Below are 12,523 nucleotides of genomic sequence, written 5' to 3'. Positions count from 1 at the left end.
CGGCGGGCTGGGGGTGCGGAGAGTGGACCATGGAGGGTCCACGACCCGACTTAAAGACAGGAGGTCGTCAGGAGGGCGCAGCACCCCCAGCCCGCCGGGTGGCGACTCCGTCCGAAGCCGATCTCTCAAGACCAGGCCATGGTTCGAAGTCAGGTCCGGCGCGGCCTGCGCCCCGACTGGAAGACAGGAGGTCGTCAGGAGGGCGCAGCACCCCCAGCTCGCCGGGCGGCGACTCCGTCCGAAGCCGATCTCACAAGAGCAGCCATGACTCGAAGTCAGGCCAGCACGGCCTGCGGCCCGACTTAAAGACAGGAGTTCCTTGGAGGGCGCAGCACCCCCCAGCCTGTCGGGCGGCGACTCCTGCCGAAGCCGATTTGGAGCCGGGGAAAACGCTGTTTCGGGCCCCCGTGGCGGAGCCGCGGACTCAGGAGCTGCAGGACAGCATCGAGCAGCCGGGTTTGTCGCGCGCCCAGTCCGGACGCCGGCGCGCGTAGGCCTCGCGCCCTGGCTGGTCGTTGTAGGGCCGGCGCAGCACCTCCAGCAACTCGTCCACACCGGCCGGATCGCCCTGCTCGGCGCGGTCGATCGCCTGCTGCGCCAGGTAGTTGCGCAGCACGTACCGCGGGTTGGCGGCATCCATGCGCGCACGGCGGGCATCCGCGTCCAGCGCGTCCCCGGCCACGCGCGTCGCGTAGCGCGACAGCCAGCCGTCGAATGCAGGTTCCGCGGCGGTGCGTTTGCCCTCGTCGTAGAAGGCTTGCACCAGCGGCGCCAACGTCGGCGCCTGCGGATCGACGCATGCCAGCATCCGGAAGAACAGGGTCATGTCGACCTCGGCCGAGTGCAGCAGGCCGTGCAACTCGCGCATCAGCTCGACATCGGCGTCGCGGCATTCGGCCAGCCCCAGCTTGCGGGCGATGTTGTCGCGGTCGGCGGCGACGTAGGCCGCGGCGTAGCGGTCGAGTCCGGCCTGCAGCGGCGCCACGTCCGCGAACAGCGGCGACAACGCCTGCGCCAGCCGCTGCAGGTTCCAGTGCGCGATCTGCGGCTGCCAGCCGAAGCGGTAGCGGCGGCCCTGGGCATCGGTGGTGTTGGGGGTCCAGTCCGGATCGTAGTCGTCGATCCAGCCGTAAGGGCCGTAGTCCAGGGTCAGGCCGAGGACCGACATGTTGTCGGTGTTCATCACCCCGTGCACGAAGCCGACCCGCATCCAGTGCGCCACGGCCGTGGCCGTGCGCTCGCAGATCTCGCCGAACCAGTCGCCGTACAGCGCCTCGCCCGTGCCGCGCAGGTGCGGGAAGTCGCGGCGGATGCAGAAATCGGCGAGCTTGCGCAGCAGTCCGACGTCGCCGCGCGCATACGGCAGCTCGAAACTGCCGAAACGGATGAACGACGGCGCCGCGCGGCACACGATCGCGCCGGGTTCCGCGCGCGGATGGCCGTCGTAGAACATGTCGCGCACCACCGTCTCGCCGGTGCCGACCAGGCACAGCGCGCGCGTGGTCGGCACGCCCAGGTGGTGCATCGCCTCGCTGCACAGGAACTCGCGGATCGAGGAGCGCAGCACCGCGCGGCCGTCGGCGTGGCGCGAATACGGCGTCGGCCCGGCGCCCTTGAGCTGCAGTTCCCAGCGCTCGCCGGTCGCGGTGACCGCCTCGCCCAGGGTGATCGCACGGCCGTCGCCGAGCTGCCCGGCCCAGTGCCCGAACTGGTGGCCGCCGTAATTGGCCGCGAACGGCTGCATCCCCGGCCACAGCGCATTGCCGCCGAAGACCCGGGCGAACTCCGGGGAGGCGACGTTTTCCTCGCTGAACCCGAGTCGCGCCGCCAGCTCGCGCGAATGCGCCAGCAAGCGCGGCGCCGCGACCGGCAGCGGCGCGACCGCCGACCACAGCGCGCCCTCGACCTGGCGCAGGCGCGGGCCGACTTCGGGGTCGCCCGGCAGCTCGCGCACGAAAGCGTTGTCGAAACGCAGGCGCTCGGCGAGACGGAGGCGGGATGCGGACATGCATGCCATTGAAGCACCTGCGGGCCGTCCCGGAGATGACTGTCCGCGGCTGCCGCCCGGCCCGGCCGCGGCGGCTTCCGCCGCCATGCCCTAGACTGGACGGCAATTCCGGGAGAAATATCGATGGCAAAACCCAACTACTCGTTCGAAAAGCGGCAACGCGAAATCGCCAAGAAGAAAAAACAGGACGAAAAACTGGCGAAAAAACAGGCCGCCAAGACCGCCGCCAATCCCCCGCCGCACGGCCACGGCGAGACGCCCGATCGCGGCGAATAGCCCTTTCCGGGCCATCGCGGCGCGCGCAGATCCCCGCCCCGCCGCCGAGCGCCGCGCCGCCGCCAGCCCGGCCGCCACCCGCACAGGAGCCGCGGCTCCAGCCGCGCCGCGTAAACTGTCCGCTTCCGTCCGGCCCCACCGGCGCCGCAAAACCGCCATGAGCGCCGACCCCGCCCCCGCGTCTTCCCCCAAGTTCACCGAGCTCGGCCTGCCCGAGCCGCTGCTGCGCGCGCTGGCGGACGTCGGCTACGAGTCGCCCTCGCCGATCCAGGCCGCGACCATCCCGCCGCTGCTGGCTGGCCGCGACGTGCTCGGCCAGGCCCAGACCGGCACCGGCAAGACCGCGGCGTTCGCGCTGCCGATCCTTGCCCGCCTCGATCCGGGGCAATCGACCCCGCAGGCGCTGGTGCTGGCGCCCACGCGCGAGCTGGCGATCCAGGTCGCCGAGGCATTCCAGAAGTACGCCAGCCACCTGCCCGGCTTCCACGTGCTGCCGATCTACGGCGGCCAGAGCTATTACCCGCAGCTGCAGGCGCTCAAGCGCGGCGTGCAGGTGGTGGTCGGCACCCCGGGCCGCATCATCGACCACCTGGATCGCGGCTCGCTGGACCTGTCGCAACTGCGCTGCCTGGTGCTGGACGAAGCCGACGAGATGCTGCGCATGGGCTTCATCGACGACGTCGAGACGGTGCTGAAGAAGGTGCCGGAGACGCGCCAGGTGGCGCTGTTCTCGGCGACCATGCCGGCGCAGATCAAGCGCATCGCCCAGACCCACCTGAAGGATCCGGTCGAGGTCGCGATCAGGTCGGCGACCAGCACCGCGACCAACATCCGCCAGCGCTACTGGATGGTCAGCGGGGTCAACAAGCTCGACGCGCTGACCCGGATCCTGGAAGCCGAATCCTTCGACGGCATGCTGATCTTCGCCCGCACCAAGCTCGGCACCCAGGAGCTGGCCGAGAAGCTCGCCGCCCGCGGCCTGTCGGCGGCGGCGATCCACGGCGACGTGGAGCAGAAGCAGCGCGAGAAGATGGTGCAGTCGCTCAAGGACGGCCGCATCGACATCCTCGTCGCCACCGACGTCGCCGCCCGCGGTCTGGACGTGGACCGCATCAGCCACGTGCTGAACTACGACATCCCCTACGACACCGAGAGCTACGTCCACCGCATCGGTCGCACCGGCCGCGCCGGGCGCAGCGGCGAGGCGATCCTGTTCGTGGCGCCGCGCGAGCGCGGCATGCTCGGCGCGATCGAGCGCGCGACGCGGCAGAAGCTCGAACCGATGCAGCTGCCCAGCGTGGAGGCGGTCAACGAGCGCCGGGTCGCCAGGTTCCTGGGCAAGATCGGCACCGCGCTGGAAAGCACCGACCGGCCGATCTTTCGCGAACTGGTCGAGCGCTACGAGCGCGAGCACGACGTGCCGATGGTCGACATCGCCGCCGCCCTGGCGCAGCTGGTGCAGGGCAAGACCCCCCTGCTGCTGCAGGCGCCGCCGCAGCGGCCGCAGCCCGAACGGAGCCTCCGCGACCATCACGGGGACCGTGCGCCCCCTAGCCGTCATGCCCGCGAAAGCGGGGCTTTCGGCGGGCGCCCGCCCGCCCATCCGGCGACTTCCGCTCATGCAAAGGCACCGGCCCCCCGCCTGCGCGAGGAGGACGAGGCTGCAAGACGGCACCCGGCAACCAATGCCGGCGAAGCGCTGTTCGACGACGACCGCCCCGCACCGCGCCCGCGCCGCCAGGCGCCCGAAGTCGGCATGGAGACCTTCCGCATCGAGGTCGGCCATGCGCACGGCGTGCAGCCGGGCAACATCGTCGGCGCGATCGCCAACGAAGCCGAGCTGGAAAGCCGCTACATCGGCCGCATCGACATCCGCGACGACTACAGCCTGGTCGACCTGCCCGAAGGCATGCCGCGCGCGCTGCTCGAGCACCTGAAGAAGGTGCGCGTCGCCGGCCGCCCGCTGCGGATGCAGCGCGCCGGCGCCGCCGACACCGATGCCGTCCCCGGACACGGCCAGCGCCCGCACGCCGGCAAGCCGCCGTCCGGCGTGCCGCGCAAACCCGGCTTCCGCAAGCCCGGCCCCGGCAAGCCGGGCCTGCGCAGGCCTGACAAGCCGCGCGGCTGACATGGCGCTCAAGGCCACCGTATTCCGCGCCGAGTTGCAGGTCAGCGACATGGACCGCAACTACTACGCCACCCACTCGCTGACGCTGGCGCGGCACCCGTCGGAAACCGACGAGCGGCTGATGGTGCGGCTGCTGGCGTTCGCGCTGCATGCCGACGAGCGCCTGGAATTCGGCCGCGGCCTGTCCAGCGACGACGAACCGGACCTGTGGCGCAGGTCGCGCAGCGGCGAGATCGAGCTGTGGATCGACCTCGGCCAGCCCGACGAGGCGCGCGTGCGCAAGGCCTGCGGCCGCGCGCGGCAGGTGGTGGTGATCAACTACCGCGGCCACGGCGCCGACCCGTGGTGGCACAAGGCCGCCCGCACCCTGTCGCGCTGCGACAACCTGACGGTGATCGACCTGTCGCCGGAGACGGTCGACGCGCTGGCCGCGGTGGCCGACCGCGGCATGCGCCTGCAATGCATGATCCAGGACGGCCAGGCCGAGCTGTACGGCGAAGGCACCAGCGTCAGCGTGCAGCTGAGCCTGCGCATGGCCCCCGCCGAACGGGCCTGAGCGCGTGGCGGAGGCCTTCGACGCCCTGGTCGTCGGCGGCGGCGCGGCCGGGTTGATGTGCGCGCTGACCGCCGGCCAGCGCGGCCGCCGCGTGCTGGTGCTCGAACACGCCAACCGGGTCGGCAAGAAAATCCCGATGTCCGGCGGCGGACGCTGCAACTTCACCAACACAGGCGCCTCGCCGGCCAATTACCTGTCGGCCAATCCGCACTTCTGCAAATCGGCGCTGGCGCGCTACACGCCGCAGGATTTCCTCGCCCTGGTCGAGCGCCACGGCATCGCGTGGCACGAGAAGGAGCTCGGGCAGCTGTTCTGCGACGTCTCCTCCAAGCTGATCGTGAAGATGCTGCTGGACGAGTGCGCGGCGGCCGGGGTGCGGATCGCCACCTCCTGCAGCGTCGAGCAGGTGCAGCGCGAGGCCACGGGCTTCCGCGTGCGGACCACGCAAGGCGCGTTTTCCGCGCCGGCTCTGGTGGTGGCCAGCGGCGGGCTGTCGATCCCGAGCATGGGCGCCAGCGGTTTCGGTTACGCGCTGGCACGGCAGTTCGGCCACGCGGTGCTGCCCACGCGCGCGGGCCTGGTGCCGCTTACGCTCAGCGGCAAGCACGCCGAACGGCTGGCGGATCTGAGCGGCGTGGCGCTGCCGGTCGAGGCGCGCTGTGGCGGCGCCAGTTTCCGCAACGCCATGCTGTTCACCCATCGCGGCGTCAGCGGGCCGGCGATCCTGCAGATTTCCTCGTTCTGGCAACCGGGCGAGGATCTGCGCCTGGACCTGCTGCCGGGCATCGACGCGCTCGACACGCTGCAACAACAGCAGTGCGAACGCCCGGCGGCGGAACTGAAGACGGTATTGGCGGACCTGCTGCCGCGCCGCTTTGCGCAACGGCTGTGCGAGCACTGGCTGCAGCCGTTGCAGCCAGCGCGGCCGCTGCGCCAGTTCACGCTGCCGCAACTGCGCGAAATCGCCGCGCTCCTGACGGCGTGGCCGCTGGTCGCCAGCGGCACCGAAGGCTACCGCACCGCCGAAGTGACCCTGGGCGGGGTCGACACCGACGGCCTGTCGTCGGCAACGCTGCAGTCGAAGCTGGTTCCGGGGCTGTATTTCATCGGCGAGGTGGTCGACGTCAGCGGCTGGCTGGGCGGCTACAACTTCCAGTGGGCCTGGGCCTCCGGCCACGCCGCCGGCAGCGCACTGTGACCGGACGCGACCGCAGCGGGCCCGGCCGGCCCGGATCCGGGCGCGATCGCGTGCGTGATGGCGCAAGCCGCGCCCGCCAAGCACTCGTGGCCGATCCCGCGCCGGCCCGCGCGACTGCGCACCGCCTCGCGGCCGCGTCCACGCGGCCGGCGCGGCGCCGGCGTCGGGCGGCCTCCGCGGCGCCCGCCGCGCGCCTCAGGGTCGGTCCGCGGCCTTCGGCGGCAGCGGCGCCAGCCGCAGATCCTGGAAATCGAAGCTGAAGTCGGTCAGCGGCGAGATCGGCTGCATCCGCGCCTCGCGGATCTTGCCGTCCGCATCCAGTGCGAACGTCAGGAAGGCGTCGGCGTTGAGCCAGCGCTGGTCCCAGCGCACCTGGAACGTGTCGTGCTGCCAGTGGCTCAGCGTGCCGACCAGGTCGGCGGTATGCGCGAAGCGGATCCGCAGCTTGCCGCCCTGCTGCGAGACGACGACGTCGCCATACCAGGGATCGCGGTAGGTCTGGGCATACGCCGCCAGCGGCAACGACGGCTTCGAGGCCGCATTGCGCGCCTCGAGGTGCTTGCGCCAGCTTTCGTCGGCCTTGCCTTCCTGCTTCGCCCGCGCTGCGGCGTAGGCGGCGGTCCAGTCGTAGGCCGGCGGCCCCAGCATCGCGTCCAGCGCGCGCATGGTCACCGCGTTGAAGGCGGCGCCGGATTCGGCGTTGGTCAGCACGATCACGCCGATGCCCTGCTCCGGCAGCATCGTCACCCGCGAGACCATGCCCGGCCAGCCGCCGGTATGCCAGACCAGCTTGCGGCCGCGGTAGTCGCCCAGGTACCAGCCCTCGCCGTAGCCCATGAAGTTGGGCACGGCCGGCGCCAGTTCCGGCACCGACGGCTTGGCCACCGGGATCGGGGTCAGCATTGTCCACATCTGCCGCTGGCGCTCCTCGGTGAACAGGCGTTTGGCCTGCTCGCCCTCGCCCGCGTACACGCCGCCGGCCAGCTGCGCCCGTACCCACTGCGACAGATCGTGGACGCTCGAATAGATGCCGCCGGCGCCGCCGACATTGGCCCAGGTCATGCGCGGCGCCGGCACCAGGTCCTTGAAGTCGGCCTTGGCGTAGCCGGTGGCGACGTTCGTCAGGCCCTGCAGGTGGTCGCTGTTGTAGCGGGTTTCGGCCATGCCCAGCGGGTCGAAGATGCGCTGCTGCAGGAAGCGCTCGAACGGCAGGCCCGACACCTGCTCCACCACCAGCTGGGCCACGCCGAACAGGATGTTGTCGTAGGCGTACTGCTCGCGGAAACCGCCGGTGATCGGCACGTCCTTCAGCCGCTCGGCGACCTCGCGGTTGCTGTAGTCGGTGGTGGGCCAGTACAGCAGGTCGCCGGCGCCCAGGCTGAGGCCGCTGCGGTGCGCGAGCAGATCGCGGATGCGCATCTCGTGGGTGATGTAGGGATCGGACATGCGGAACCACGGCAGGTGCTCGATCACCCGGTCGGTCATTTCCAGCTTGCCGTCCTGTGCCAGCATCTGCAGCGAGGCCGCGGTGAAGGCCTTGGTGTTGGAGGCGATCGCGAACAGCGTGTGCGCATCCACCGGCGCATTGGCCTCGCGGTCGCGCAGGCCGTATCCGCGCTCCAGCACCACTTGCCCGTCCTTGACGATGGCCACGGCGATGCCGGGCACGTCGAAGGTCCGGCGCACGTTCTCGACATAGGCGTCGAAGTCCTGCAACGATGCCGGCAGCGCGCCCGCGGCATCCGTGGCTACCGGCACCGCGACGGCCTGCGCCTGCGGCGGCGCCGCGAATGCGAATCCGGCGCACAGCGCCACGCCGAATCCGGCCGCGGCGACTCGCGCCCGCTTCCACCCCAGTCGCCACCCGTGCGCTCGCATCTGCCTGTCTCCCCGGAACCGATTCCCGACTATCGACCATAGCGCATCGGCGGCGCAGGCCCGAAAGTCAGGGGCGGCATAATGGCGGCCCGTTTCCCTTGCCCGCCATGCCTGCCCAAGACGACGCAATGCCCGGCCTGGTGGTGATCGGCGGCGGCCCGGCCGGCCTGATGGCGGCCGAAACCGCGCGCGCCGCGGGGCTGACCGTGGACCTGTTCGAGGCCAAGGGGTCGGTCGGGCGCAAGTTCCTGCTCGCCGGCAAGGGCGGGCTCAACCTCACCCACTCCGAGCCGCGGCCGGGCTTCGATGCGCGCTATCGCGAGCGCCAGGCCGAGGTCGGGCGCTGGCTGGACGATTTCGATGCCGATGCGCTGCGCGCCTGGGCGCGCGGGCTGGGGGTGGATACCTACGTCGGCAGTTCCGGGCGCGTGTTCCCGCTGGACCGCAAGGCCGCGCCGCTGCTGCGCGGCTGGGTGCGCCGCCTGCGCGAGGACGGCGTGCGCATCCACGTCCAGCATCGCTGGCTCGGCTGGGACGCCGACGGCCGGTTGCGGCTGGCCACGGCGCAGGGCGAGCGCCGCGTGCGCGCCGGCGCGGTGGTGCTGGCGCTGGGCGGCGGCAGCTGGCCGCAGCTCGGCTCCGACGGCGCCTGGCAGACGCTGCTGCACGCGCACGGCATCGACGTCGCGCCGCTGCAGCCGGCCAACTGCGGCTTCGACATCGGCTGGAGCGCGTATTTCGCCCAGCGCCACGCCGGCGCGCCGCTGAAGCCGGTGGTCGCGCACTGGCGCGAGGGCGGCGCCTGGCACGCCTTGCAGGGCGAATGCGTCGTCACCGCCAGCGGCGTCGAAGGCAGCCTGGTGTATGCGCTGTCGGCGACCCTGCGCGAGGCGATCGCGCGCGACGGCGGCGCCACCCTGCAGCTCGACCTGGCGCCCGGTCGCGATCTGGAACGCCTGCAGCGCGACCTGGGCAAACCGCGCAATGGCCGCAGCCTTTCCGAACACCTGCGCCGCACCGTCGGCATCGCCGGGGTCAAGGCCGCGCTGCTGCACGAAGTGCTCGACCGCGCGCAACTCGGCGACACCGCCCTGGTTGCGCGCACGCTCAAGCGGCTGCCGCTGCGGCTGCTGCACCCGCGGCCGCTCGCCGAGGCGATCAGCAGCGCCGGCGGCGTGCGCCTGCAGGCACTGGACGAGACGCTGATGCTGCGCGCGCTGCCCGGCGTGTTCTGCGCCGGCGAAATGCTGGATTGGGAAGCGCCCACCGGCGGTTACCTGCTCGGCGCCTGCTTCGCCAGCGGCCGCCGCGCCGGGCGCAGTGCCGTCGCCTGGCTGCATGCGGGCGCCGCCCGGGGCGCGGACGGAGCCGGTGCGGCCGACCCGGCTCAGAACGGCGCCGGCAACCCCAGCAACGGCGAGGCGAACAGATAGGCGCCGACCAGCACCATCGCCCACATCAGCAGCTTCAGCGCAGTCCCGGCGACTTTCAGCGCCAGGTACAGCCCGACCGCCATCATCACGACGCCCAGCCAGTTCATGGGTGCCTCCGAGGGATGCCGCGAGCTTACCCCGGTCGCCGTTGCGGTCGTCATCACGGCGCGGCCGGACCGGCCCGGCACCCGGACGCCGCCGGCGGCCCGCGCACAGCCGCGGGTCAGGCGCCCGGCCGGCGCGCCGAGGCCACCGGCACGTGCCAGACCGCGTACTGCGGCGGGGTCCGGATCGCCGCGAGCATGCGCTCGAAATCGGCGCGCACGGCGGCCGGATCGCGCCCGGCGGCCGCGGCCAGCGGCTCGACGTAGCCGTCGCGCCAGGCGCCGAGAATGCCGGCGAACGTCGCGCGCGGCACCCGCAGGGTATCGACCACGATGTAATCCATGGCGATGTCGCTGTAACCGGCCTGCGCCAGCAACGCCGGCGTGTGCCGGCCGATGCGGCCGTCGCAGCCCATGCCCTGCAGGAAGGCGATCACGTTCTGGTTCCAGAACCGGTCCGGATCGAACGCCTGCGGCTCGGGCGCCGGGAAGTGCAGCATCGCGTAATCCTCCGACAGCAGGTGCAGCCAGCCGCCGGGCTTGAGCACCCGGGTGATCTCGGCCAGCACCTGGGCGAAGTCCGGCACCGCCTGCGACATGTGACGGCAGGTCACCAGGTCGAACTCGGCGTCGCCGCACGACAGCGCGAACGCGTCGCCCTGGGCATAGCGGATGCGGTCGCCGGCGGTATCGCCCGCCCGGGCGCGCGCGAGATTGGCTTCGAGGATGTCGATTCCCAGCAGCGTCGCCTGCGGATAACGCTGCGCCAGGCGCCGGGTGATCTCGCCGGTGCCGCAGCCCAGGTCGAGGATGCGCAACTCGCCCGCCAGGCCGTAGCGCTCGAACAGGCGCTGCTCCTGCGGCCAGATCGCCTGCGCCTGGTGCGCGAGGTTGCGGGCCATGGACTCGTCGCCCATCTGCTCGGCTTGCGGATTGCGATCGTGCGCCACTGTCCTACTCCGCCGGCTTGTCCTCGGCCGCTTTCGCGGCGGCCGCGGCCTGCTGCCGCGCCGCCGCATCGGCCTGGTAAGCGTCGATATAGGGTAGCGCGCGCAGCACCCGCGAGTGCGGGTCGATGGTGTACAGCGCATGCGGCGACAGCTCGATCCGGCCGCGACCGTCCGCCATCGGCAGGTCGATGTCGCGCCCGTCCACGCGCACTTGCAGCGGCATCGGGAACGGCTTGCCGCCGGGCGCCCCCCACTGCAGCGTCAGCCCGGTCGCGTCGCGCGTGGCGAGCAGTTCCGGCAAGGCCGCCGAGTACACGTAGACGTCGAAAAACCAGCCGTAGTCGCGCCCGGTGGCGGCGTTGACCGCGTCGATGAAATCGCGCGTGCTCGCGTAGCGCGGCCGGAAGTTGCCGGGCCTGGGCGTGGCGGTGCCGTAGACCAGCTGCCGGGTGGCGGCGAAGAACGCCTGGTCGCCGATCAGCTGGCGCAGCGTGTGCAGCAGCAGCGAGCCCTTGTAGTAGATGTCCAGGCCGGGGCCGGTCTCGCGGTTGTAGACCGCATCCTCGGTCATCGCGTGGCCGGACACGATCGGCACCTTGTTGGCCAGGGTCTTGCGCTGGTTGAGCAGCCAGGCGTCGTATTCGCGGTCGCCGCGCAGCCACTGCAGGTACAGCGGCTGCATGTAGCTGCCGAACCCCTCGTGCAGCCACATGTCGTCCCAGTCGGCGTTGGTCATCTGGTTGCCGAACCATTCGTGCGCGAACTCGTGCTGCAGCAGCCAGTCGTAACCGAACTCGGTGAGCTTGTAGTCGTTGCCGTAGGCGTTGACGGTCTGGTGTTCCATGCCCAGGTACGGGGTCTCGACCACGCCCATCTTCTCGTCGCCGAACGGATACGGGCCGATGCTGGCCTCGAAGAACTCCAGCAGCTTCGGGAATTCCGCGAACAGCGCGCGCGCCTTGGCCGCGTTGCCGCGCAGGTACCAGAAGCGCAGCGGGATGGTGTTGCCGAAGCGGCTCCGGTACTCGTCCGCCAACAGCTCGTAGGGGCCGACGTTGATGGCGATGGCGTAAGTGGTCGGATCGCGGGCGCGCCAGTGGTAGGTGCGCCAGCCGTCCTGTTCGTCCATCCCCGTGGCCACGCCGTTGCCGACCGCGACCAGCGGCGCCGGCACGCTGACGTGCAGGTCCACCCGCCGCGGCTCGCCCTGCGGATGGTCGATGCACGGCCACAGCAGGTCGCAGCCCTCGCCCTGGATCGCGCTGGCGACCCAGGTTTCGCCGGTCGGTGCACGGCTCCAGACGAAGCCGCCATCCCAGGGCGCGCGGGTCGCCACGTGCGGCGCGCCACCGTAACGGATCCGCAGCGTGGTGCGCGCACCGGCGGCCAGCGGCTGCGGCAGGGACACGCTCATCCGCCCCTGCGGGTTGGACCAGGCGCCTGTGGGCAGCGCCTGGCCGTCGACGTCGACGGCGGCGATCGCGTAATTGCGGTCCAGGTCCACGACCAGCCGCGACAGCGGCCGCAGTGCGCGGAACGTGAGCGCGGCGTCGCCGTCGATGCGCCGCTGCGCCGGATCGACGCGGAAATGCAGGTCGGCATGTTCGAAAGCCACCGCTTCCTGCTCCGGCGCACGCGGCAAGCCGGTCTCGGCGGTGGTTGCGGTCAGCCCCGGCGGCTCATTGCCCGGCGCCGGGGCCGCCGGCACTGCGGCACAGGCGCCCGCGGCCAGCAATGCGGTGATGGCGATGGACAAGCGACGCGACAGACGCATTCCGAACTCCCCGGACATGGAAGCGGCGAGTGTCGCGGCGCGGCGGCGGCGAACGCAAGTGCGACAGGTACGGGGCGCGCAACGGTGCACCGGCAACGCATGGCCGGCATGAACGCTGGACGACGGCGGCTGAACGCCGCCGATTCCACTCAGAGGCCATTAAGTGGACGGCAGGTGAAGTGACTCCCGAGCAGGCAAGCCGCTTGCGCCCTGCCCCA

The 12,523-nt window shown here is 71.6% G+C and carries 10 protein-coding genes; 5 read left to right on the top strand and 5 right to left on the bottom strand.

Features of this window, described 5'->3' with window-relative positions; translation table 11 throughout:
* Nucleotides 1–424: 424 nt before the first annotated feature.
* Nucleotides 425–2,008 (bottom strand): protein adenylyltransferase SelO, encoded by a 1,584-nt coding sequence (locus tag D0Y53_RS07210; protein ID WP_117202522.1) that lies wholly within the window; start codon nt 2,006–2,008, stop codon nt 425–427.
* Between the two features lie 123 nt (nt 2,009–2,131).
* Here D0Y53_RS07210 and D0Y53_RS12960 point away from each other — a divergent pair, with 123 nt between their 5' ends.
* The 4 genes from D0Y53_RS12960 (at nt 2,132) to D0Y53_RS07195 (ending at nt 6,166) form a co-directional block, all read left to right on the top strand.
* Nucleotides 2,132–2,284, top strand: a complete 153-nt coding sequence (locus D0Y53_RS12960; protein WP_199492018.1) for a hypothetical protein — start codon at nt 2,132–2,134, stop codon at nt 2,282–2,284.
* Between the two features lie 157 nt (nt 2,285–2,441).
* Nucleotides 2,442–4,412, top strand: coding sequence for a DEAD/DEAH box helicase (locus D0Y53_RS07205; RefSeq protein ID WP_117202521.1), 1,971 nt, complete (start codon nt 2,442–2,444; stop codon nt 4,410–4,412).
* Nucleotide 4,413: 1 nt separating this feature from the next.
* Nucleotides 4,414–4,968, top strand: coding sequence for a YaeQ family protein (locus tag D0Y53_RS07200; protein ID WP_117202520.1), 555 nt, complete (start codon nt 4,414–4,416; stop codon nt 4,966–4,968).
* Nucleotides 4,969–4,972: 4 nt separating this feature from the next.
* A complete protein-coding gene (locus D0Y53_RS07195; RefSeq protein ID WP_117202519.1) occupies nt 4,973–6,166 on the top strand; it encodes a BaiN/RdsA family NAD(P)/FAD-dependent oxidoreductase in 1,194 nt (397 codons plus the stop codon).
* A gap of 195 nt (nt 6,167–6,361) precedes the next feature.
* Here D0Y53_RS07195 and D0Y53_RS07190 read toward each other — a convergent pair whose 3' ends face one another.
* Entirely contained in the window at nt 6,362–8,044 is a 1,683-nt protein-coding gene (locus D0Y53_RS07190; protein WP_117202518.1) for a serine hydrolase, read from the bottom strand.
* A 107-nt stretch (nt 8,045–8,151) separates the two neighbouring features.
* Between D0Y53_RS07190 and D0Y53_RS07185 the strand changes: the two genes are divergently transcribed.
* A complete protein-coding gene (locus D0Y53_RS07185) occupies nt 8,152–9,477 on the top strand; it encodes a TIGR03862 family flavoprotein (protein ID WP_117202517.1) in 1,326 nt (441 codons plus the stop codon).
* On the opposite strand, the gene D0Y53_RS12845 is transcribed toward D0Y53_RS07185, so the two are convergent.
* From D0Y53_RS12845 to D0Y53_RS07175, 3 genes are all read right to left on the bottom strand, one after another.
* The gene (locus tag D0Y53_RS12845) at nt 9,432–9,584 is read right to left on the bottom strand and encodes a hypothetical protein (protein ID WP_158550604.1); all 153 of its coding nucleotides are present in this window, start codon (nt 9,582–9,584) and stop codon (nt 9,432–9,434) included. The two genes, D0Y53_RS07185 and D0Y53_RS12845, sit on opposite strands and share 46 nt — an antisense overlap.
* Nucleotides 9,585–9,700: 116 nt before the next feature.
* Complete coding sequence (locus tag D0Y53_RS07180) at nt 9,701–10,531, bottom strand: class I SAM-dependent methyltransferase (RefSeq protein ID WP_199492017.1); 831 nt, start codon at nt 10,529–10,531, stop codon at nt 9,701–9,703.
* Nucleotides 10,532–10,535: 4 nt separating this feature from the next.
* Nucleotides 10,536–12,305: a M1 family metallopeptidase gene (locus tag D0Y53_RS07175; RefSeq protein WP_117202515.1), complete on the bottom strand. Its 1,770-nt coding sequence runs from the start codon at nt 12,303–12,305 to the stop codon at nt 10,536–10,538.
* Nucleotides 12,306–12,523 lie beyond the last annotated feature (218 nt).

Source organism: Cognatiluteimonas weifangensis (genome assembly GCF_003416885.1).
In the GTDB taxonomy this organism is placed as follows: Bacteria; Pseudomonadota; Gammaproteobacteria; order Xanthomonadales; family Xanthomonadaceae; genus Cognatiluteimonas; species Cognatiluteimonas weifangensis.
Note: the sequence above shows the minus strand (reverse complement) of the source record. Positions and strands in the feature narration are given on the sequence as shown.

Coding starts and splice junctions, on each gene's coding strand:
- D0Y53_RS07205 (WP_117202521.1), top strand. CDS start 2,442: ATGAGCGCCGACCCCGCCCCCGCGTCTTCCCCCAAGTTCACCGAGCTC.
- D0Y53_RS07210 (WP_117202522.1), bottom strand. CDS start 2,008: ATGTCCGCATCCCGCCTCCGTCTCGCCGAGCGCCTGCGTTTCGACAAC.
- D0Y53_RS07175 (WP_117202515.1), bottom strand. CDS start 12,305: ATGCGTCTGTCGCGTCGCTTGTCCATCGCCATCACCGCATTGCTGGCC.
- D0Y53_RS07200 (WP_117202520.1), top strand. CDS start 4,414: ATGGCGCTCAAGGCCACCGTATTCCGCGCCGAGTTGCAGGTCAGCGAC.
- D0Y53_RS12960 (WP_199492018.1), top strand. CDS start 2,132: ATGGCAAAACCCAACTACTCGTTCGAAAAGCGGCAACGCGAAATCGCC.
- D0Y53_RS07190 (WP_117202518.1), bottom strand. CDS start 8,044: ATGCGAGCGCACGGGTGGCGACTGGGGTGGAAGCGGGCGCGAGTCGCC.
- D0Y53_RS07185 (WP_117202517.1), top strand. CDS start 8,152: ATGCCTGCCCAAGACGACGCAATGCCCGGCCTGGTGGTGATCGGCGGC.
- D0Y53_RS12845 (WP_158550604.1), bottom strand. CDS start 9,584: ATGAACTGGCTGGGCGTCGTGATGATGGCGGTCGGGCTGTACCTGGCG.